The sequence below is a fragment of the Oryzibacter oryziterrae genome (assembly GCF_021864535.1).
GTDB lineage: Bacteria > Pseudomonadota > Alphaproteobacteria > Rhizobiales > Pleomorphomonadaceae > Pleomorphomonas > Pleomorphomonas oryziterrae.
In genome coordinates, this window is the sequence record NZ_JAKJIC010000013.1 from 97,627 (window position 1) to 118,912 (window position 21,286).

Here is a 21,286-nt window from a genome sequence, read left to right on the forward strand (position 1 = left end):
CTCAGTCCTCAACCTCGGTGAAGCCGGCGCCGAGCCCGGTCATCAGGCTCTCGAAGGTCGGGAAGGAGGTGGCGATCATCGCGGCATCGTCCACCGTCACCGCGCTGTTGGCCACAAAGCCGAGGATCAGGAAGCTCATGGCGATGCGATGGTCGAGATGGGTGGCGACCGTGCCGCCGCCCGGCACGAAGCCGCCGCGCACGGTCAGCCAGTCCTTGCCCTCGGTGCAATCGACGCCATTGGCCTTGAGGCCAGCGGCGACGGCGGCGAGCCGGTCGGACTCCTTGACGCGCATCTCTTCGAGGCCGTTCATCCGCGTCTCGCCGGCGGCGACGGCTGCGGCAACGGCGAGGATCGGGTACTCGTCGATCATCGACGGGGCGCGTTCCGCCGGAACGTTGACGCCCTTGAGTTCGGCGTGGCGCACGCGCAGGTCGGCAAGCTTCTCGCCGCCCGTCTCGCGCTCGCCGACGATCTCGATGTTGGCGCCCATTTCAAGCAGCGTCTCGATGAGGCCGATGCGGGCCGGGTTCATCAGCACGCCCTCGACCGTGACATCCGAGCCCGGCACGATGGAGGCGGCGACGATCGGGAAGGCGGCCGACGAAGGATCGGACGGCACGTCGATCGCCTGGGCCTTCAGCTCCGGCCGACCCTCGAGGCGGATGGTGCGCACGCCGTCCTTGTCGGTGTCGATCTCGATATGGGCGCCGAAGCCCTTCAGCATGCGCTCGGTATGGTCGCGGGTGAAGATCGGCTCGACGACGGTGGTGACCCCAGGCGTGCCGAGGCCGGCCAGCAGCACCGCCGATTTGACCTGCGCCGAGGGCATGGGCACGCGATAGGTGACCGGCAGCGGCGTGCGGGCGCCGCGCATGGTCAGCGGCAGGCGACCGCCGGAGCGGGCGATGAACTCGACGCCCATCTCGGCCAGCGGATCAAGCACGCGACCCATGGGGCGCTTGACCAGGGAGGCGTCGCCGGTGAAGGTCACCGCGATCGGCTGGCTGGCGACCAGACCCATGGTCAGGCGCACGCCGGTGCCGGCGTTGCCGAAATCGATGACGCCGGTCGGCTCAAGCAGGCCGCCGACGCCGAGACCCTTGACACGCCACAGCCCATCGTCCCCCTTGACGACCGACGCGCCGAGTGCGCGCATGGCGCTGGCGGTGTTCATCACGTCCTCGGCTTCAAGAAGACCGGAGATCACCGTCTCGCCAAGCGCCAGCGCGCCGAGCATCAGCGAGCGATGGGAGATCGACTTGTCGCCTGGAACACGCACGCGGCCGGTCAGCGCGCCGGACTTGCCCGCGGCAAGCGGACGGCTCTTGGAATGGGAAGCCATGGATCGCAAACTCGATTTCGGCCTTGACGGGGCCTGGTTGGATTTGTCTGATGGCCCCTCTAGCATAGCCAAACGCATCCGTCATCGGGCGCGAAGCCCAAGAAACACGCGCTCGACCGACGGCAAGGCCATTTCGTCTTTGACAGGCACCCTGTTTGTCCTATAAGTGCGACCCCGATTTTCATGCAACGCGAGGCCAAACCCGTGGCAAAACCTGAACTTGGGCTGAAGCGCCTCTGCCCGAGCTGTGGCGCTAAATACTACGATCTCAACCGCTCGCCGATTCTCTGCCCGAAGTGCGGTGCGCATTTCGATGCCTCCATGGTCGCCAAGGCCCGTCCGGCCACGGCCGCCGACGAGGACGAGACCGAGGAGGAAGAGGTCGATGAGGTCGGGATCGCTCCCGAGTTCATCAGCCTCGAGGATGCCGAAGACGCCGATGGCGACGATGTGCCCGACATCGAGGATGCCGATCTCGGTGACGATGCGGCCGACGACGACGTGTTCCTCGAAGAGGAAGACGAAGACGACGGCGACATGTCCGACATCATCGGCGACGTCGACGAAGAAGAAGAGCGCTGAGCGCCTTCAAACCCGCTTCAAGCCCGGCCGGACAGCCCGTCCCGCCGGGCTTTTTGTTGTCCGCTTGCCGGCGGCTTCAATATGATCATGGTGTAACTCGTTACAATAAAAAGGAAAAATCGCTGTCCGGCAAAAAAATGCAGCGAAATGTGCGTCTCCTCAAAAAAACCTCTTGATCACGGAACGAATGCCCCTTATACCCCGCTCCGTCGACGCCGGAACCCAACCGGCGACACCGAAAAGCGAAAGCGAACCGGTGGTTTGGAAATGAAAGTTTCTGCGACATCGTGGGGCTATAGCTCAGCTGGGAGAGCGCCTGCATGGCATGCAGGAGGTCAGCGGTTCGATCCCGCTTAGCTCCACCAATTTTCTTTCCCAATACAATCAGTACACTGAACGACAGCTTTCAGCTTTCGTGCCGACGCTCGATCCATGCCTTGTTCGGCCTTGTGCCTTTCGTCACGTCCGCACCAGCGGGCGCAGGCTCTTCTGGGTGGCGAGCAGTGGGGCGAGGCATTTGTCCAGCATGTCCCGGGCGCTCATGCGCGAGGCCTGCGAGCCGGCGTTGAGGGCGGCGACCACTTCGCCGGACGAGTTGATCACCGGCACGGCCAGCGAAATGAGGCCCACTTCCAGTTCCTGATCGACGAGGGCATAGCCGTCGCTGCGGGCGGCATCCACGGCGGCGACCACCGCGTCCAGATCTATCTGCGTGTGCGGTGTCAGGCGGCGGAGCGGCTCGGCCTTGAGGAGGGCGATCATGTCGCTCCGCGGCATGCCCGACAGCAGCACCCGCCCCATGGAGGTGCAATGCAGCGGCAGGCGCGAGCCGACCGCCAGGCCCACCGACACGATTCGCCGGGTCGCCGAGCGGGCGATGTAGACCAACTGGTCGCCGTCGCGCACGCTGGCCGAACAGCTCTCGTTGAGCCGCTCGCTCAGGTGTTCGAGGAAGGGCTGCATCAACTGGGGCAGGGCGGTCGATTCGAGGAAGGCATAGCCGAGCCGGAGAATGCGGGGCGTCAGGCAGAAGCCGCGCCCGTCGCTGCGGGCGTAGCCGAGCCGTTCCAGCGTCAGGAGGCTGCGCCGCGCCGCCGCGCGGCTGAGGCCGGTGAGGCCGGCGACCTCGGCGATGGTCAGCCGCTCGTGCTCGTCATCGAAACATTCGATCACCTTGAGGCCGCGGGCGAGGCCGCCCACGAAGTCCCGGTCCCGATCCTCTTCGTCGTCGCTCATCAGCGGACTCCGCGCACAAAGTGTTCGCATAGCGCACAAGACACAAATTTGCGCCCTTGAGGGTTTACGGGAAACCCCGCATAACCGTCAAGACACTTCAGACTGCGGCCCTATCCCGGGAGGACGCCATGCCCGCTTTCCTGAGCCTTGCCGAGGCCATCGCCACCCATGTGAAGGACGGCGACACCCTGGCCATGGAGGGCTTCACCCACCTGATCCCCTATGCCGCCGGGCACGAGATCATCCGTCAGGGGCGCAAGCATCTGACGCTGATCCGCATGACGCCGGACATTCTCTACGATCAGCTGATCGGCGTCGGCGCCGCCGACAAGCTGATCTTCTCCTGGGGCGGCAATCCCGGGGTCGGCTCGCTGCACCGGCTGCGTGACGCGGTGGAAAACGGCTGGCCGCACAAGCTCGCCATCGAGGAGCACAGCCACGCCGCCATGGCCAACGCCTATGAAGCCGGCGCGGCCAACCTGCCCTTTGCCACCTTCCGCGGCTATATCGGTGCCGACCTGCCCAAGGTGAACCCGAACATTCGCTCGGTCACCTGCCCCTTCACCGGCGAGGTGCTGGCCGCCGTCCCGGCGCACCGGCCCGACGTGTCCATCATCCACGCGCTGCGCGCCGACCGGAAGGGCAATGTGCTGCTGGAAGGCATCGTCGGCGTGCAGAAGGAGGCCGTGCTGGCCGCCAAGAAGGCCATCGTCACCGTTGAGGAGATCGTCGACGATCTCGGCGCGCCCTCTCCCAACTCGGTGATCCTGCCGGGCTGGACGATCACCGCCGTCGTCGCGGTGCCCGGCGGCGCCCATCCCTCCTATGCCCAGGGCTATTACAAGCGCGACAACGCCTTCTACATCGCCTGGGACCCGATCGCCCGCGAGCGCGACACCTTCCTCGCCTGGATCGACGCGCATGTGATGCGGGCGACGCCCGCCGACTTCGCCGCGCGCCGTCCCGCCGCCTGAACCGGAGCTGCCCAGATGAACGCCCCGAGCCTCGGCTTCACCGCCACCGAGATGATGACCATCGCCGCCGCCCGCGTGCTGCGCAACGACGACGTCTGCTTCGTCGGCATCGGCGCGCCCTCGGCCGCCTGCAATCTTGCCCGCCTCACCCACGCGCCCGGCATCACGCTGATCTACGAGAGCGGCACCATCGGCACCGAGCCGGACGTGCTGCCGCTGTCCATCGGCGACGGCGAACTCTGCGACACCGCGCTCACCACCGTCGCGGTGCCGGAAATGTTCCGCTACTGGCTGCAGGGCGGTCGCATCACGGTCGGATTTTTGGGCGGCGCGCAGATCGATCGCTTCGCCAACCTCAACACCACCGTCGTCGGGCCTTATGACGCTCCCAAGGTCAGATTGCCCGGCGGCGGCGGTGCCCCCGAGATCGCCGCCCACAGCCGCGAGATCTTCATCACCATGGCCATGGGGTCGCGCGCCTTCGTCGAAAAGCTGCCCTTCATCACCTCCATGGGCCACGGCACCGGCGGCGATCACCGGGCAAGGCTGGGGCTGAAGACGCTCGGCCCCACCCGCGTCATGACCGACCGCTGCATCCTGGAGCCCGATCCCGACAGCAAGGAGCTGACCGTGGTGTCGCTGCACCCGGGCGAAACGCGCGAGGGCGTCGAGGCCCAATGCGGCTGGCCGCTGAAGTTCGCCGCCGATCTCAAGGAGACTCCGGCGCCGACGGCCGAAGAGCTCGAGGTTTTGCGGGCGCTGCACGAACGGACCAGGCGGGCGCACGCGGGGGGCTGAGGGGGCTTTCAGGTGGGGACGTGCTTGTCTTTGCCGTGGGTTACCCCTCTCCCTGTCCCTCCCCCACAAGGGGGGAGGGGACGCGGTGGGAACCGGAGAGCAACCTGGACCCTTTGTCATAACGTCGATGTCATCGTCCCCTCCCCCCTTGCAGGGGAGGGAGAGGGGTAGCGCCCCGGCCCGATCTCCAAGGCTGAACCAGCCATAGATCACACTCAAGGACCCATACCCATGGCCGAAGCCTATATCTGCGACTATATCCGCACGCCCATCGGCCGCTTCGGCGGGGCGCTGTCCTCGGTCCGGCCCGATGACCTCGGGGCGCGGGTGATTGCTGCGCTGCTGAAACGCAATCCCGCCGTCGATCCCGCGTTGATCGACGAAGTGGTGTTCGGCTGCGCCAACCAGGCTGGCGAGGACAATCGCAATGTGGCGCGCATGGCGGCACTCCTGGCCGGACTGCCGGTGAGCGTGCCGGGCACCACCATGAACCGGCTCTGCGCTTCCGGTCTCGACGCCGTGGGAACGGCGGCGCGGGCCATCATGTCCGGCGAGATCGGGCTCGCCGTCGCCGGCGGCGTCGAGAGCATGTCGCGCGCGCCCCTCGTGATGGGCAAGGCGGAAAGCGCCTTCCAGCGGCAGATGACGCTCGAGGACACCACCATCGGCTGGCGCTTCGTCAACCCGGCGATGAAGGCGGCGCATGGCGTCGATTCCATGCCGGAGACCGCCGAGAATGTGGCGCACGAGCAGGGCATTTCCCGTGGCGATCAGGACACCTTCGCGCTCAGAAGTCAGCAGCGGGCGGCCTCCTCCCGGGATTTCTTTGCCGGCGAAATCACCGCCGTCGAGATCGCCGGCAGGAAGGGCGCGGTCACCCAAGTGACCGAGGACGAGCATCCGCGCGCCGACACCACGCTGGAGACGCTCGGCAAGCTGAAGCCGGTCGTGCGCCCCGATGGAACCGTCACCGCCGGCAATGCCTCCGGCGTCAACGACGGGGCGGCGGCGCTGCTGATCGCCTCGGGCGAGACGGTCAAGGCGCTCGGCCTCACGCCCATGGCGCGGGTGCTCGGCATGGCCAGCGCCGGCGTGCCACCGCGCGTCATGGGCATCGGGCCGGTGCCGGCCGTCGAGAAGCTGACCGCGCGCCTCGGCATCGCCGCCAGCGCCTACGACGTGATCGAACTCAACGAGGCCTTCGCCAGCCAGTCGCTCGCCTGCCTGCGCGGCCTCGGCCTTGCCGACGACGCCGACCACGTCAACCCGCATGGCGGCGCCATCGCCCTCGGCCATCCGCTCGGCATGTCCGGCGCCCGCCTTGCCGGGACGCTGGCGCGGGCGCTCAAGGTGCGCGGCGGCCGGTTCGGTCTTGCCACCATGTGCGTCGGGGTGGGCCAGGGTGTGGCACTGGCCATCGAACGGGTGTGACCTTCGCCGGCAGTCAGTCCCGCCCGGCCGCCTGCCGCGTCTTCTGCATCAGGGCCAGCAGCGGGGCGGCGCGGAAGGCCGGCAGATCGGCCACCCGCACCGAAGTCATGCCGACCGCCCCCGACAGATAGGTGGCGCCGAGCGGGATCGAGCGCAGCACGCCCGCCTCGATCTCGTTGGCGACGACGCCCTGCGAGATGAACCAGATGGCGTCGGAGGCGAGCAGCAGCCCGCGCCCCAGTGCCAGCGTGCTGGTCTCCACCGCTGCGGCCACGCCGCTCAGCCCGCGTGCACCGAGAAAGTCGTCGATCATCTTGCGGATGACGGTGAAGCGGTTGGGCAGCACCAGTGGCGCGCGGCGGATGATCTCGTCGATCGGCGCGCCTTCGAGCGGGTGCCCCGACCGCACCACGGCAATGATCGGCTCGTCATAGAGGAACTCGAAGTCGAGCCCCGTGAGTTCGCCCGCCTGCGGCATGCGGCCGATCATCAGGTCGATGTCGCGATTGCGCAGCTTGGCGAGAAGATAGGGATGCGTGCCGGTCTCGATGGACAGTGTCACGTCCGGCCGATCGGCGATGAAGCGCCCGGCCACTTCCGGAAAGAAGCGGGTCGACACCGTCGGCAGCAGGCCGACCGACAGCACCTGCCGTTCCGATCCCGGCAGCACCGCGCGCGCTGCCGCGTCGAGACTGGCAAGCGCCTCGCGCGCATGGCGGCGCACCTGCTCGCCCTCGGCCGTCAGCGTCAGCCGCCGCCCGCTGCGGCTGAACAGCTCGGCTCCGATCAGGGCCTCAAGTTCCCCGAGCGACTTGGACGCCGCCGGCTGTGACAGGCTCTGCGCCCGCGCCGCCGCCGAAAGGCTGCCGGTGTCCGCGATCTGCAGGAACAGGCGGATATGTCGAAGCTTGATCGCCGGGTTCATAACCATGGGGTTATCTTCCAAGACCGATTATCTATTTTTTTTGGCTCTATGATTATGCCACTTTCAAGCCGGGAGGACCAGAGATGTCGTGTCTTGAGCTTGCATGGGGCCATTTGCACTACCGTCTGCAAGGGCCGGAGGCGGCGCCCGTTCTCGTGCTTCTCAATTCGCTCGGCACCGACACCCGCATGTGGGACGATCTGGTTGCGGCGATCCCAGGCTACAGGACGCTGTGCCTCGACCAGCGCGGCCACGGCCTCTCGGCGACCCCGATCGCCGATTACACCGTCGAGGATCTGGCCGCCGACGTCGTGGCGCTGCTCGACCATCTCGGCATCGACGAGGTCACGGCCATCGGCTGTTCGCTCGGTGGCCTCGTGGCGCAGGCGCTCTGTCTTGATCATTCCGCGCGCGTGACGGCGGCGGTGTTCAGCAACACGGCGGCGGCCATCGGCAGTGCCGAGAGCTGGTCGGCCCGCATCGCCATGGTCGACCGCGATGGCCTTGCGGCCATGGCGCCGTCGGTGATGCAGCGCTGGTTCGCCGCCGATTTTGCCGCCAGCCCCGCGGCCCGGCCTTGGGCAACCCTGCTGGGCCGCTCCGATCCGGAAGGTTACAAGGGCGCCTGCCGGGCGCTGGCGCAGGCCGATTTCCGCCCCCGCGTCGGCACCATCGCCTGCCCGGCACTGGTGATCGCCGGCTCGGCCGATCAGGCAACCCCGCCCGACCTCGTGCAGGACTTCGCCCGGTCGGTGCCCGGGGCGCTCTTCTCGCTGATCGAGGGGGCGGGCCATCTGCCGGCCATCGACAATCCCAAGGCCCTCGCCGCCCTGCTGACCCGCTTTCTGGGAGCCGTTCATGACTGATCTTGCCGACAAGGGCATGGCCATTCGCCGCAAGGTCCTGGGCGACGCCCATGTCGACCGGGCCGAAGCCGCCAAGACGGATTTCGACGAGCCTTTCCAGGCGCTGATCACCGATGCCGCCTGGGGGCATGTGTGGGCGCGGCAGACCATTTCGCTGCGCGAACGCTCCATGCTGACCATCGCGCTGCTGGCCGGGCTCGGCAACGACCACGAACTTGCCATGCATATCCGCGCGACCGCCAACACCGGCGCCAGCGAACAGGATGTGATGGAGGCGTTGTTGCATGTGGCGATTTACGCCGGCGTGCCGCGCGCCAACCATGCCATAAAGATCGCCAGGGACACCTTTGCCGCCATGCGCGGCGACGCGGCCTGACGCACTGTCTGGGAGGACGATGATGGACAAGCCTGCCGAATTCTACCAGCGCGACCGGGACTGGCATCCGCCGGCCTTTGCGCCGACCTACAAGACCTCGGTGTCGCGCTCGCCGCGTCAGGCGCTCCTGTCGCTGGAGCAGAGCTCTTCCGAGATCACCGGTCCGGTGTTCGGCCACAATGACTTCGGCGCGCTCGACAACGATCTCATCAAGAACTACGCCAAGTCAGGCGACCCCATCGGCGAGCGCATCATCGTGCACGGTCGCGTGCTCGACGAGACCGGCCGGCCCGTGCCCAATACGCTGGTCGAGATCTGGCAGGCCAATGCCTCCGGCCGCTACCGGCACAAGAAGGACACCTATCTGGCGCCGATCGATCCCAATTTCGGCGGCTGCGGACGCACGCTGACCGACGCCTACGGCTTCTATTACTTCCGCACCGTCAAGCCGGGCGCCTATCCCTGGCGCAACTATGTCAACAGCTGGCGCCCCGCCCACATCCACGTGTCGGTGTTCGGCTCGTCCTTCAGCCAGCGGCTGATCACGCAGATGTATTTCGAGGGTGACCCGCTGATCGCCAAGTGCCCGATCGTCAACACCATTCCCGATCCCGAGGCCATCGACCGCCTGATCGCGCCGCTCGACATGAACGCCGCCATCCCGCTCGACTGCCTCGCCTACAAGTTCGACATCGTGCTGCGCGGACGCCGCTCGACGCTGTTCGAAAACCGTCTCGCAGGGAACTGAGCCATGGCGCAAGCTCTCGACTATCTCAAGGAAACGCCGTCGCAGACCGCCGGTCCCTATGTGCATATCGGCCTCGCGCCCGGCGCCGCCGGCTTCGACATCTATGACCGCGAGCTCGGCTGGGACATTGCCGGCCTGGAGGCATCGGGCGAGCGCATCGAGGTGGAAGGTCTGGTCTTCGACGGGACCGGCGCACCGGTCAAGGACGTGCTGCTGGAGGTCTGGCAGGCGGACGCCAATGGCATCCATGCCCATCCGGAAGATCCGCGCGCCGCCGAGGTCAGCCCGGGATTCCGCGGCTGGGGCCGGGTGATCACCAATTTCGACACCGGGCTGTGGGCCTTCAAGACCGTCAAGCCCGGCCTGGTGCCCGGTCGATCCGGCCGCACGCAGGCGCCGCATCTCAACCTCTGGATCGTCGCCCGCGGCATCAACATCGGCCTCAACACGCGCCTCTATTTCCCCGAGGACGAAGCGCTGCACGCCAGCGATCCGGTGCTGACGCTGATCGAGCAGCAGCAGCGCCGGTCGACGCTGATTGCAACCAGGACAGCGCCGGGCCGCTACCGCTTCGACATCCGCCTGCAGGGCGAGGGCGAGACGGTGTTTCTCGACGTCTGAGACGTCTCGTGGGAGAGTGACTGCGGCGAAGGGAGCCTCTCTTCGCCGCTTGTTGTTTTGAAAGGCCTGAGAAGATGACGAGCCCGGCCCGTTACAGCCTCTATGGAGCCCTGCTGGTCGATCCGGAGACGGCAGACGCCTTCAGCGGCGAGGCCGAGATCGCCACCATGCTCAAGGTGGAGGCGGCGCTTGCGCGGGTGCAGGCACGCCACGGCGTCATCCCCGCCAAGGCGGCGGAGGCGATCGGCGCCCTGATCGGGCGCGTCCGCATTGCGCCGGAAGAGATCGCAGCCGGCGCCGCCCGGGACGGCGTGCCGGTGCCGGCGCTGGTGGCGGCGCTGCGCCAGGCGGCGGACGATCCGGAGACTTCGAGCTGGCTGCATTGGGGTGCCACCAGCCAGGACATCATGGACACAGCGCTTGCCCTGCGCCTGCGCGACGTGATCGCGCTCTGGCGCGCCCGCCTCGACCGGGTCATCGACGGGCTCGCCGACCTCGCCGAGCGCCATGCCGACCTTGCGATGACCGGACGGACCTATGGCCAGGCGGCGACGCCGACCAGCTTCGGCGCCCTGGTGGCAAGCTGGGGCCGGCCGCTGCTGCGCCATCGGCAGAGGCTGGACGCGCTGACGCCGGACCTCCTGCGCGTTTCACTGTCGGGCGCCGCCGGCACGCTGTCGGTTCTGGGAAGTGCCGGTCCCGGCATACGGGCAGCCCTGGCGGCGGAGCTCGGTCTTGGCGACCCCGGTGCGTCCTGGCACGCCGAGCGCGACGGCATCGCCGCCTTCGGCCAGTGGATGGGGGGGCTGACGGCGAGTCTCGCCAAGATGGGCGAGGACCTGCTGGCCCTGACACAATCTGATACCGCCGAGATCCGCCTGGCCGGTGCCGGCGGCTCCTCGACCATGCCGCAGAAGCAGAACCCCGTCGCACCCTCGGTGCTGGTGGCGCTGGCCCGCCATGTGCAGGCGCTGTCGGGCGAGATGACCGGCGCCGTGGTGCACCGTCTGCAGCGCGACGGTTCGGCCTGGTTCTCCGAATGGCTGGCGCTGCCGGATGCGGCGATCGCAACGGGCCGATCGCTGACGCTGGCGCTCGATCTCGTGCCGGCGATCCAGCCGGACGCCGAGGCCATGGCACGCCATCTCGCCGGCGGTGGCGGCGTGCTCTATGCCGAGGCGCTGACCTTCGCGCTCGCCGAGCGCATGCCGCGCCCGGACGCGGCAAGGCGGGTTGCCGCGCTTTGCCGCAAGGCGCTCGCGGGCGAGGGGGATCTCCTCGCTCTTGCGGAGGCGGAGTTCCCCGGCGAAGGCTGGCAGGCCCGCCTCACCGGCCCGGCCACGCTGGGCCTCGCACCAGCGGAGGCGCGTGCTTTTTCGCTGCAAGTGCAGCGGGAGCGCCCGGCACAGAGCTGATCGGCCGGGCGCGCGCGGCCTCAGTAGGGCAGGCCGGTGTAATTCTCGGCGAACAGCTTGCGGGCCGTCTCCGATTGCTCGAGCTGGGCGAGATCGGTCACCTGCATGCGCGTCTCGTAGTCGCTCTGGCCGGGGAAGCGGTGCATCATCATGGTGACCGACCAGGAAAAGCGCATGGCCTGCCAGATGCGGGCGAGCGCCTTTTCCGAATAGCGATCAAGGCCCTCGTCGTCCTTGCGCTCATAGTGCGCCTTCAGCGCCTCGAAGAGATAATGCACGTCCGAGGCGGCAAGGTTGAGACCCTTGGCGCCGGTGGGCGGCACGATATGGCCGGCGTCGCCGCAGAGGAACAGCCGGCCCCAGCGCAGGGGCTCGGAGACGAAGGAACGCAAGGGCGCGATCGACTTCTCGATCGATGGGCCGGTGACGAGACTGTCGGCGATCGCCTCCGGCATGCGGCGACGGAACTCGTCCCAGAAGGCCTCGTCCGACCAGGCTTCGACCGTGTCGGTCAGTGGAACCTGGACGTAATAGCGCGAAAGAAGCGGATTGCGCATGGAGGCAAGCGCGAAGCCGCGCTCGGTGCGGGCGTAGATCAGCTCCTCATGCACCGGCGGCGTGCGCGACAACAGGCCGAGCCAGCCGAAGGGATAGACCTTCTCGAACTCGCGTCGCACGGAAGCTGGAATGGTCGGTCGGCTGACGCCATGAAAGCCGTCGCAGCCGGCGATATAGTCGCAGTCGATGCGGTGCGTGACCCCGTCCTTGCTGTAGGTGACGAAGGGCTTGTCGCCGGTGACGTCATGGAGTTCCACGTTGTCGGCTTCGGTGATCACGCTCGCGCCGATGGCGTCCTGCGCGTCATAGAGGTCGCGGGTGATCTCGGTCTGGCCGTAGACCATCACCTGCTTGCCGCAGGCCGCATGAAAATCGACGCGGAACAGGCGTCCGTCGGAGGCAAGGCAGGTGCCGTCGTGCACGATGCCCTCACGGTCCATGCGCGCTCCGGCTCCGGCGGTGCGAAACAGCTCCACCGCCCCCCATTCGAGAATGCCGGCGCGAATGCGCGACAGAACATAGTCCCGGCTCTTGCGTTCGAGCACCACGGTGGCGATGCCGGCCTTGTTGAGCAGTTGCGACAGGGTCAGTCCGGACGGACCGCCGCCGATGATGGCGACCTGGGTACGCATGGGGTTCCTCCTCCTCCACGTATTTTCACGGAGGAGATTAGCTGAGCCACCGAGGCTGAAAATGGACGGGCCGGATTATGTCTGGTACAAATCGGACATGAACATGCGCGAGCCGATTCCGGTCTGGCAGCTCTATGGCGAGAACCGGACCTTCCCCGATCTCCTGCATATCGAGACCATCCGCGATCGGGCGGTGGGGCTCGACTGGACCATCGCGCCGCATCGCCACCTGCATCTGCATCAGGTCTTCCTCTTGCTGTCCGGCACCATCGCCGCCTCCATCGATGGCGTGCCGCATGATCTGACGCCGCCGGTGATCATCAACATTCCCCGCTCGGTCGTGCATGACTTCCGCTTCTCCGCCGGCACCGAAGGCTATGTGCTGACCTTGCCGGCCGGCGATTTTCCCGAACTGTTCGATACGGATGCCGAGGCGTCCGCGGGGCTGGGCACGGCCTTCGTCCAGCCGGCCAGCCAGGATCTGGCCACCCGCTTTGCCGTGATCGATCGCCTGCACGGGACGGAGGCGCCCCTGCGGCGCACCCGGTTGCGGGCCGAGGTGACCGCGCTCGTCTGTGATCTCCTGATCGGTCGGGAGCAGGATCGCGGCACAACCGAAGCCGGCGACGCGAGACTCCGCGGCTTTTTCGAGCGGGTGCGCGTGCGCCTGCGCGAACACCTGACGGTGGCCGAACACGCCGCCGCGCTCGGCCTGTCGCCGCGCCATCTGAGCCGCCTCTGCCAGGCAGCGACGGGGCTGTCGGCGCAGCGCTATGTGGACGAACAGCGGCTGCGCGAAGCCTGCCGGCTGCTGGTCTACACCCGCATGTCCGTGCAAGCCGTGGCCTTCGCCCTCGGCTATGACGATCCGGCCTATTTCAGCCGCGCCTTCCAGCGCCGCATCGGCCAGACCCCCACCGCCTATCGCCAGCAGTTCGACTGAGTACCCGCACAAATCGGACAGAATGTCGCAGGTGGGTGAGCGGCAAGGTGACCGCAGGTGCGGGCCGGAAAGATCCTGGAGTTTGTTTCTCAACAAATACCGCGCTGCTCGCCCATGCCAAGGTCCGCGGAGAGACAGGGCCGGTCACCACCCGCCGTCTGTCAAAATCGCGGCTGCAGGGAAGGTGATCATCATGTCCGTCGAGAAAATGCGGGCCTATCGTGGACCGGTGCTGCTGTCGCAGGGCTTCCGCCCCTTCTTCTTGCTGGGGGCGCTGCAATCGGCCGTGGCCATCCTGATCTGGCTCGGCTGGCTGTTCGGCTGGATTGAGCCGAAGACCGCCTTTGCGCCGGTGGATTGGCATGTGCACGAGATGCTGTTCGGCTTCCTGCCGGCCATCGTCACCGGCTTCCTTCTGACCGCCGTGCCCAACTGGACGGGACGGCTGCCGGTGCGGGGCGCACCGCTCGCGGGCCTCGTCGGCCTCTGGCTGGCGGGACGGCTGGCGATTGGCTGGTCTGCCGTGATCGGCCCGATGGCCGCAGCCGGCGTCGATTGCCTCTATCTCGCGGTTCTGGCGGCCGTGATCGCCAACGAGATCGTCTCGGGCCGCAACTGGCGCAATCTCAAGGTGCTCCTGCCGTTGACGGTCCTGCTGGCGGCCAATCTCCTGTTCCACTGGCAAGCCATCGCCAATGGCAGCACCGACATCGCCCGGCGTCTGGCGCTGTCGGCGGTCCTGGCCCTGATCATGCTGATCGGCGGCCGCATCGTGCCGAGCTTCACGCGCAACTGGCTGGTGCGGGAGAACCCCGGCCGCCTGCCCGCGCCCTTCGCGCGGCTGGACATGCTGATCATGGGGTTGAGCCTTGCGGCGCTCACCGTCTGGTCCTGCTGGCCCGAGAGCCTGGCGGCGGGCGTGCTGATGCTGCTGGCAGCGCTCGCCAATGGCCTGCGCCTCGCCCGCTGGGCCGGCGATCGGACGACGCGCGAACCGCTGGTCCTGGTGCTGCACCTCTCCTTCGCCTTCATTCCCCAGGGCTTTGTGCTCGCCGGTCTGGCGGCGCTGCGGCCCGATCTGGTGCCGGCCGCCGCTGGCCTGCACGCATTCGGCGTCGGAGCCTTCGGCGCGATGACGCTGTCGGTGATGATCCGCTCGTCGCTCGGCCATACCGGCCACGCGCTGACCATGAACCGCCCGGCGCAACTGGTCTATGCCCTGGTCGTTGCGGCTACGCTCTTCCGCCTTGCCGCCGTGTTCGATCCCGATCGCTTCACGCTGTGGATCGCCACCGCAGGTCTTGCCTGGGCCGCCGCCTTCCTCGGCTTCTGCGCGGTGATCGGCCCGAAGCTCCTGCGGCGGCGGCTCTTCTGAGCCGTCAGGCCGAGACTGCCGGGTCGGCCACCTTGTCGCGGCCGAACTGGATGTCCTCGGCGCTCAACACCGTCCGTCCCGCGTCGCGCGCCTTCTTGCGCAGATAGCGGAAGGTGCGGATCGTCTGCGCCTCGAGATGCCGGCCCGCCGACAGCGGCGCGAACTTGGGCGTCTCGCCCTCCGGCACGAAATGCGGCAACGGCGCCACCACGGTGTCATGGTCGACGGCGAAGAACAGCGGGAAGGAATAGCGCTCGGCCGGCGTCTTCACCACCCGGTGGCTGGTGGCCACGAACCGGCCATTGCTCCAGGCTTCCAGCATGTCGCCGATGTTCACCACATAGGCGCCGGGCACCGGCGGCGCGTCGATCCACTTGCCATTCACGTCGACCACCTGCAGACCCGGCCCGGTCACATGCAGCAGCGTGAAGCACTCGTAGTCGGTATGCGAACCGATGCCGAGGCTGCCGTCGTCGACGCGTTTCTCGTCGCGCGGATAGTGGATGAGCCTGAGCTGCGAGGTCGGCTTGGTGACGAAGCGGTCGAAATGCTCTTCCGGCAGGCCGAGCGCCAGGGCGAAGGCATGCAGCAAGACGCGGCCAACGCCCATGACGGCGGTGTAATACTCCGTCACATCGGCGGCAAAGCCGGGGATGTCGGGCCAGACATTGGGGCCGAGCAGCAGGTTGCCGGCGAGATAGTCCGGATCGTCGGCCGGCAGGTCCAGGGCCGTGTCGAAGCATTCCTTGGTGTCGTTGCGCTTGATGTCGTCGTCGTAGAAGGTTTCTTCCCCCGGCGGCACGTAGCCGCGATGATTGGTCGACCTGGCGATGTGATAGCGGAGCTTGAAGTCGTCCGGCTGCGCGAACAGCTCCTTGGCGCGCGCTTCCAGCCTGGCAAACAGCGCTTCGGGAACGCCGTGGTTGATCACATAGAGAAAGCCGTTGGCGGTGGCGGCCAGGCGGATCTCCTCGACGAGCCGCGCCTTGGCGGCGGTGTCGCGTCCGAACATCGGCGAGAGATCGATGATGGGCAGGCTCATGCTCAGGTCTCCTGTCGGATCAGAGGGGGGCGTCTGCGAGGTTGCCCTCGACGCAGCGCCAGAGGCGACCATCAGCGTCGACAAGGCCATGATCGGTACGGCGATATCCTAGGGCGCGGCCCACCCGGCGGGGATCGGTGGAGCGGCGGATGACCGGATCGCCGAGGGTCCAGTGATCTACCTGTGCCGGCGTGGCCGCGAGGAGGTCCTGCCCGACCCGCACCAGAATGCCGTCGTCGGCGCGCAGGACCAGCGTCGGCGCCCGGTCCGGCGCCCGCTGCCAATCCTCCACATAAGGGGAGAGCGAACCGCGCTCCAGCATCCGGTCCGGCCCGGTCCACACGAGCTGGCCGACGTCCGCCGATCCTGTCGGGTTGAGATCGATCTCGCGATGCCAGGTGCAGACGTCACCGTCGAGCGAGATGGTGCCCGCAAAGCCTTCGGCGGCGCCGTCGGCGCCGATGCGGATGTCGGCAAAGGCGGTCCCGGCCTGCAGCCAGAGGACGAAGGTCTGGTCGTCATGCCGGCCGTCCGGCCAGGCGATGGAAAGGCGCCTCCAGGCGCCGATCAAGTCATCCGCAGGGATCATGTCGGGGGGCGGGGGGACGTCGGGTTCGTTCATCGGAGTGATCCGGTGCAGCCGATCCCGCGCTCGGGAGGCCCAATCTGTCCGGGTCGTCCCGGGTTGATCGACGAACAGTCCGGGTCGTCCCGGACGTCACAAGTCTGGAGCACCCGCCGATCCTGTTGAAACAACAGGATCAAAAAGCACTCCAAAGCAAGACTGCAACAGGTTCATCTTGGGCTCAAGGCGGAATTTTAGGCTGAATGCGGAGCGCGTAAAGAGTTCGCCGGAACAATGGCCTCGCTATAGTATCGTCTGTCGGTGGGCTGGCAAATTTGAACGTTGAATGCAGTTTGTAAGCAGCCTTTGCCCATAAAATGACCTTCGGCCGTCTCCGTCTCGATGATCCCGCCGGGAACCGCGCCTTTCTTGGCTTGGCACGCAATCTGCATTGTTACTGATGCGTCTAGGGTTCCGGCCGCTTCTGCGGTGACTGGTCCGAGAGTCGCAATCCGGGTGAGGCGCTGCATTCGCCCGGACACACGGCGGGATAAAAGCCCGGGAGGCTCAAACCGAGGGGAACGGTCATCCGTTTCGCCGGCGAAGTCGCCCGTTCGTGTCTTCCCGCCAGAGCTGTCGCTCCCCCCGGATGGTGTAATCGAGGATCCGGAGTTGACGACGATGGCATTTCCCCTGAAGACCCTGTTCGCAGCCGCCGCCATGACCGGGCTGCTGGCATCCCCGGCGCCGCTCCTGGCCGCCGAAAAGACCGATTTCAAGATCGCCTGGACCATTTACGCCGGCTGGATGCCCTGGCCCTATGCCCAGGAGCACGGCATCGTCAAGAAATGGGCCGACAAATACGGCATCAGCATCGAGTTCCAGCAGATCAACGACTATGTGGAGTCGATCAACCAGTATACCGCCGGCAAGTTCGACGGCGTGCTCGTCACCAACATGGACGCGCTGACCATTCCGGCCGCCGGTGGCGTCGATACGTCGGTGGTTCTCGTCGGCGACTATTCCAATGGCAACGACGGCGTTGTGCTGAAGGGTGCCAAGTCGCTTGCCGACATCAAGGGCCAGAAGGTCAATCTGGTGGAGCTGTCGGTGTCGCATTATCTCCTGGCCCGCGGCCTCGACAGCATTGGTCTCAAGGAAAGCGACGTCTCCACCGTCAACACCTCTGACGCCGACATCGTCGCCGCCGCGGCCAGCCCTGACGTCACCGCTGTCGTCGCCTGGAACCCCCAGCTCGCCGAGATCAAGAAGTCGCCCGACATGACCGAGGTGTTCGACAGCACCAAGATTCCCGGCGAAATCATGGATCTGGCCGTCGTCAACACCGAGACGCTGAAGGACAATCCCAAGCTGGGCAAGGCGCTCGCCGGTGCCTGGTTCGAGACCCTCGCGCTGATGGCCAGGGACGACGCCGAGGGCAAGGCGGCGCGCGAGGAGATGGCCAAGCTGTCGGGCACCGATCTGCCCGGTTATGACGCGCAGCTCAAGACCACCTATCTCTACACCGATCCCAAGGACGCTGCCGCCTTCACCCGCTCCGACGACATCGTCAAGTACATGGATCTCGTCCGCAGCTTCTCCTTCGAGCACAACCTGCTGGGTGAAGGCGCTGCCAGCAAGGACGTGGTGGGCATCGCCTTCCCCGGCGGCAAGGTGCTCGGCGACGCGGCCAACGTGAAGCTGCGCTTCGACGACACCTACGAGCAGCTCGCAGCCGACGGCAAGCTCTGACACGCCCCCTACGGAGGACGGCCATGGCGCGCCGATGGATCAACCGGCATCCGGGACGGGCGGAACGCCTGTTCCTGGGGCTGCTGCCCTTCCTCATCCTGATCCTGGTCTATGCGACCGGATCGGCGATGCGGCTGGAGGTGAACCCCAACGACAAGCTCCTGCCGAGCTTTGCCTCGCTGGGCAATGCCATCGCTCGCGTGGCCTTTTCCACCGACCCGCGCACCGGTGTCGTGCTCCTCTGGGCCGACACGGCGGCGAGCCTTGAGCGGCTGGTTCTCGGCCTCGTGATCGCCACGGCGCTGTCGCTGGTGATCGGCGTCGTCAACGGCGTGCTGCCCTATGTCAGGGCGGGCCTGTCGCCCATGGTGGCCATCGTCTCGATGATCCCGCCCATGGCGCTGTTGCCGGTGCTGTTCATCGTCTTCGGCCTCGACGAACTGTCCAAGGTGGTGCTGATCGTCATCGGCATCGCCCCTTTCCTGATGCGTGATCTCGAAGCGCGCATTCTGGAAATGCCGGGCGAACAGCTGATCAAGGCGCAGACGCTCGGCGCCTCCAGCTGGCAGATCGTGCTGCGCGTGGTGCTGCCGCAAATGCTGCCGCGCCTCATCGACGCGGTGCGCCTGTCGCTGGGGCCGGCCTGGCTGTTCCTGATCTCGGCCGAGGCCATCGCCGCCGACGTCGGTCTGGGCTACCGCATCTTCCTGGTGCGCCGCTATCTCGCCATGGACGTGATCCTGCCCTACGTGGTCTGGATCACGCTGCTGGCGCTGATCTTCGACATTGCGCTCAAGCGCTTCAACGCCTGGGTGTTTCCCTGGATGGAAGCTGGCCGGAGGTCCGCATGAGCCACGTCTCCGTCAGCAACGTCTGGAAGGAATATGACGGCCAGATCGTCCTCGAACGGGTCAATCTCGAGGTCAAGCCGCATGCCTTCGTCTCCATCGTCGGCCCGTCCGGCTGCGGCAAGTCCACCTTCCTGCGCATGCTGCTGAGCCAGGAGATGCCCTCGCGCGGTTCCATCCTGGTCGACGGCGCGCCGCTGCCGCCCGAGCCCACCGAGGAACGCGGCGTGGTGTTCCAGCGCTATTCGGTCTTCCCGCATCTGACCGTGCTGGAAAACGTCGCCTTCGGCCTCGAAGTGCAGCGCTCCCGGCTGGTCGGCCGCCTGTTCGGCGCAAGGCGGCGTGAAGTGTTCGAGGCCTGCGGCGAGATCATTGCCGCCGTCGGGCTCGATGCGGCGCGCGACAAATACCCCTCCCAGCTGTCGGGCGGCATGCAGCAGCGCCTCGCCATCGCCCAGGCGCTGATCCGCCGGCCGCGCATCCTGTTGCTCGACGAACCCTTCGGGGCGCTTGATCCGGGCATCCGCGCGGACATGCACGATCTTATGCTGACCCTGTTCGAGGAGACCGGCCTCACCGTGTTCATGGTGACGCATGACCTCAAGGAAGCCTTCCATCTGGGCACGCGGCTGATCGCCTTCGATCGCTACCGCCGCCGCCCCGAGGAGATCGGCGCCTATGGCGCCACCATCACCTTCGACCTGCCGCTCGACCGGTCGAGCCCGCGCGAAAAGCGCGAGGCCATGGCCGAGATCGGCCACGCCGTGGCCGGCAACTGACATAACCCAAGGCCCGCCGGGACGACCCGGCCACGACAGGGCCCCGAGGACGGGACGACCCGCGAGGAGCGAGAGAGATGAGCCAAGAGGTTCTCTATCGGGACGAACTGCCCGGCGGCAAGCACTGGTCCATGGTGCTGAAACGCGGCACCCTTCTGCGCCTGACCGACCTTGAGGGCGGCGCCAATGTGGGCATGCTGTTCTACAATCCGGCCAACCTGCTCGAACGCTACAATGCGCCCGACACGCTGAAGTGCCAGCACACCTTCAAGCTCACCGCCGGCAACTGCCTCTATTCCGACATGGGACGCATCTTCTGTTCCATCGTTGCCGACACGGTGGGCTGGCACGACACGGTGACCGGCAACAGCACCCGCGCCTCCGTTGCCCGCAAGTGGGGTCACGCGGACTACCAGACCGCCCGCAACGACTGGACGCAGAACGGCCACGACAGCTTCCTGGTGGAAGGGGCCAAATACGGTCTTACCCGTCGCGACACCGCCGCCAACGTCAACTGGTTCACCCGCGTCTCCGTCGCCGACGACGGCACGCTTGTCTACGATACCGTCAACTCCAAGGCCGGCGATCAGGTGACGTTGCGCTTCGAGATGGACACGCTGGTGCTGATGCACACCTGCCCGCATCCGCTCGACCCGAGCCCGGTCTATCCGCGCCGCCCCACTGCCTATGAACTTCTCAGCGCCGAACCGGTGCTTGCCACCGACTACTGCCTCAACTTCCGCCCCGAGAACGGCCGCGGCTTTGAGAACAATCGCATCCATCACCTGTGCAACTGCGGATCGGAGGGCTGAGCCATGATCAAGGAAAGCCGCTACCAGCCCGAAACCGCCACCTTCCGCAAGGTGGTCAACGCCGGCACCTATTTCCTCGAGGAAGTGAAGGCGGGCCAGATCGTCCGCATCGTCGACCTTGAAGGCAATCAGGCTGCCGACACGCTGTTCTTCTCGGCCCGCGATCCGGGCGAGCGCTATTCGGCCGTCGATACCATCCGCGAACAGGGCAATGTCTACCTGACCGTCGGCAGCCGCCTGCTGTCGCAGGAAGGCAGGGAGATGCTGGAAATCGTCGCCGATACCGTCGGCCGGCATGACACGCTCGGCGGCGCCTGCGCCACCGAAAGCAATACGGTACGCTATGCGCTCGAGAAGAAGACCATGCACGCCTGCCGCGACAGCTGGCTGCTGGCCGTCGCCGAGAATGATCACCTGGGGCTTTCCAAGCGCGACATTGCCCACAACATCAACTTCTTCATGAACGTGCCGGTGACGCCCGACGGCGGCCTGACCTTCGAAGACGGCCTGTCGGCACCGGGCAAATATGTGGAGATGCAGGCCAGGATGGACGTGCTCGTCCTGATCTCCAACTGTCCCCAGCTCAACAATCCCTGCAACGCCTACAATCCCACGCCCATTGAAGTGATGGTGTGGGATCCGGCGGCCTGACGCGAAGGGATC

General features: G+C 66.7%; 22 protein-coding genes, 1 tRNA gene and 1 riboswitch. Of the genes, 17 read left to right on the forward strand and 6 right to left on the reverse strand.

Translation table 11 applies throughout. The annotated features are described in order from the left end of the window. Window position 1: 1 nt before the first annotated feature. On the reverse strand, window positions 2-1,345 hold the full coding sequence (gene aroA / locus L2I41_RS14795; protein WP_237154342.1) for a 3-phosphoshikimate 1-carboxyvinyltransferase: 1,344 nt from the start codon (window positions 1,343-1,345) through the stop codon (window positions 2-4). 204 nt (window positions 1,346-1,549) lie between these two features. On the opposite strand from aroA, the gene L2I41_RS14800 reads away from it, so the two are divergent. Beyond that, window positions 1,550-1,927, forward strand: coding sequence for a TIGR02300 family protein (locus tag L2I41_RS14800; protein ID WP_237154343.1), 378 nt, complete (start codon window positions 1,550-1,552; stop codon window positions 1,925-1,927). Between the two features lie 289 nt (window positions 1,928-2,216). Next, window positions 2,217-2,292 (forward strand) — tRNA-Ala (locus L2I41_RS14805). Between the two features lie 94 nt (window positions 2,293-2,386). On the opposite strand, the gene L2I41_RS14810 is transcribed toward L2I41_RS14805, so the two are convergent. Then, on the reverse strand, window positions 2,387-3,163 hold the full coding sequence (locus L2I41_RS14810) for an IclR family transcriptional regulator domain-containing protein (RefSeq protein WP_237154344.1): 777 nt from the start codon (window positions 3,161-3,163) through the stop codon (window positions 2,387-2,389). Between the two features lie 128 nt (window positions 3,164-3,291). On the opposite strand from L2I41_RS14810, the gene L2I41_RS14815 reads away from it, so the two are divergent. From L2I41_RS14815 to pcaF, 3 genes are all read left to right on the forward strand, one after another. Further along, window positions 3,292-4,137: a CoA transferase subunit A gene (locus L2I41_RS14815; protein WP_237154345.1), complete on the forward strand. Its 846-nt coding sequence runs from the start codon at window positions 3,292-3,294 to the stop codon at window positions 4,135-4,137. 15 nt (window positions 4,138-4,152) lie between these two features. Continuing rightward, window positions 4,153-4,935, forward strand: a complete 783-nt coding sequence (locus tag L2I41_RS14820; RefSeq protein WP_237154346.1) for a CoA-transferase subunit beta — start codon at window positions 4,153-4,155, stop codon at window positions 4,933-4,935. A 231-nt stretch (window positions 4,936-5,166) separates the two neighbouring features. Beyond that, a complete protein-coding gene (pcaF, locus tag L2I41_RS14825) occupies window positions 5,167-6,366 on the forward strand; it encodes a 3-oxoadipyl-CoA thiolase (protein ID WP_237154347.1) in 1,200 nt (399 codons plus the stop codon). Between the two features lie 13 nt (window positions 6,367-6,379). Here pcaF and L2I41_RS14830 read toward each other — a convergent pair whose 3' ends face one another. Further along, window positions 6,380-7,297 carry a LysR substrate-binding domain-containing protein gene (locus L2I41_RS14830; RefSeq protein ID WP_237154348.1) on the reverse strand — a complete coding sequence of 306 codons (918 nt, stop codon included), beginning with the start codon at window positions 7,295-7,297 and terminating at the stop codon, window positions 6,380-6,382. Between the two features lie 77 nt (window positions 7,298-7,374). Between L2I41_RS14830 and pcaD the strand changes: the two genes are divergently transcribed. The 5 genes from pcaD to L2I41_RS14855 all read left to right on the forward strand — a co-directional run bounded on the left by pcaD (window position 7,375) and on the right by L2I41_RS14855 (window position 11,317). Beyond that, entirely contained in the window at window positions 7,375-8,157 is a 783-nt protein-coding gene (gene pcaD / locus L2I41_RS14835) for a 3-oxoadipate enol-lactonase (protein ID WP_237154349.1), read from the forward strand. Further along, window positions 8,150-8,533, forward strand: coding sequence for a 4-carboxymuconolactone decarboxylase (gene pcaC / locus L2I41_RS14840; RefSeq protein ID WP_237154350.1), 384 nt, complete (start codon window positions 8,150-8,152; stop codon window positions 8,531-8,533). Before pcaD ends, pcaC begins: the two co-directional genes overlap by 8 nt. A 22-nt stretch (window positions 8,534-8,555) precedes the next feature. Beyond that, on the forward strand, window positions 8,556-9,281 hold the full coding sequence (gene pcaH, locus L2I41_RS14845; protein ID WP_237154351.1) for a protocatechuate 3,4-dioxygenase subunit beta: 726 nt from the start codon (window positions 8,556-8,558) through the stop codon (window positions 9,279-9,281). 3 nt (window positions 9,282-9,284) lie between these two features. Then, window positions 9,285-9,902 (forward strand): protocatechuate 3,4-dioxygenase subunit alpha, encoded by a 618-nt coding sequence (pcaG, locus tag L2I41_RS14850; protein ID WP_237154352.1) that lies wholly within the window; start codon window positions 9,285-9,287, stop codon window positions 9,900-9,902. A 74-nt stretch (window positions 9,903-9,976) separates the two neighbouring features. Then, window positions 9,977-11,317, forward strand: a complete 1,341-nt coding sequence (locus L2I41_RS14855; protein WP_237154353.1) for a lyase family protein — start codon at window positions 9,977-9,979, stop codon at window positions 11,315-11,317. A 20-nt stretch (window positions 11,318-11,337) separates the two neighbouring features. Here the strand turns inward: L2I41_RS14855 and pobA are convergent, their stop codons facing one another. Further along, the gene (gene pobA, locus L2I41_RS14860; protein WP_237154354.1) at window positions 11,338-12,507 is read right to left on the reverse strand and encodes a 4-hydroxybenzoate 3-monooxygenase; all 1,170 of its coding nucleotides are present in this window, start codon (window positions 12,505-12,507) and stop codon (window positions 11,338-11,340) included. A gap of 61 nt (window positions 12,508-12,568) precedes the next feature. Here pobA and L2I41_RS14865 point away from each other — a divergent pair, with 61 nt between their 5' ends. Next, window positions 12,569-13,450, forward strand: a complete 882-nt coding sequence (locus L2I41_RS14865) for a helix-turn-helix domain-containing protein (RefSeq protein WP_237154355.1) — start codon at window positions 12,569-12,571, stop codon at window positions 13,448-13,450. Window positions 13,451-13,643: 193 nt separating this feature from the next. After that, window positions 13,644-14,825 (forward strand): NnrS family protein, encoded by a 1,182-nt coding sequence (locus L2I41_RS14870; RefSeq protein WP_237154356.1) that lies wholly within the window; start codon window positions 13,644-13,646, stop codon window positions 14,823-14,825. A 4-nt stretch (window positions 14,826-14,829) separates the two neighbouring features. Here the strand turns inward: L2I41_RS14870 and L2I41_RS14875 are convergent, their stop codons facing one another. Beyond that, window positions 14,830-15,867, reverse strand: coding sequence for an isopenicillin N synthase family dioxygenase (locus L2I41_RS14875; RefSeq protein WP_237154357.1), 1,038 nt, complete (start codon window positions 15,865-15,867; stop codon window positions 14,830-14,832). A gap of 19 nt (window positions 15,868-15,886) precedes the next feature. Continuing rightward, window positions 15,887-16,489, reverse strand: a complete 603-nt coding sequence (locus L2I41_RS14880; RefSeq protein WP_237154358.1) for a hypothetical protein — start codon at window positions 16,487-16,489, stop codon at window positions 15,887-15,889. A 398-nt stretch (window positions 16,490-16,887) separates the two neighbouring features. Further along, window positions 16,888-16,999: riboswitch (guanidine-I (ykkC/yxkD leader) on the forward strand. A 114-nt stretch (window positions 17,000-17,113) separates the two neighbouring features. Between L2I41_RS14880 and L2I41_RS14885 the strand changes: the two genes are divergently transcribed. From L2I41_RS14885 to L2I41_RS14905, 5 genes are all read left to right on the forward strand, one after another. Continuing rightward, entirely contained in the window at window positions 17,114-18,184 is a 1,071-nt protein-coding gene (locus L2I41_RS14885; protein ID WP_390634271.1) for a putative urea ABC transporter substrate-binding protein, read from the forward strand. Between the two features lie 23 nt (window positions 18,185-18,207). Continuing rightward, window positions 18,208-19,035, forward strand: coding sequence for an ABC transporter permease (locus L2I41_RS14890; RefSeq protein ID WP_237154359.1), 828 nt, complete (start codon window positions 18,208-18,210; stop codon window positions 19,033-19,035). Beyond that, entirely contained in the window at window positions 19,032-19,811 is a 780-nt protein-coding gene (locus L2I41_RS14895; protein WP_237154360.1) for an ABC transporter ATP-binding protein, read from the forward strand. Before L2I41_RS14890 ends, L2I41_RS14895 begins: the two co-directional genes overlap by 4 nt. 77 nt (window positions 19,812-19,888) lie before the next feature. Beyond that, window positions 19,889-20,623 (forward strand): urea amidolyase associated protein UAAP1, encoded by a 735-nt coding sequence (locus tag L2I41_RS14900; RefSeq protein ID WP_237154361.1) that lies wholly within the window; start codon window positions 19,889-19,891, stop codon window positions 20,621-20,623. A gap of 3 nt (window positions 20,624-20,626) precedes the next feature. Continuing rightward, on the forward strand, window positions 20,627-21,274 hold the full coding sequence (locus tag L2I41_RS14905; RefSeq protein WP_237154362.1) for an urea amidolyase associated protein UAAP2: 648 nt from the start codon (window positions 20,627-20,629) through the stop codon (window positions 21,272-21,274). Window positions 21,275-21,286: the final 12 nt, after the last annotated feature.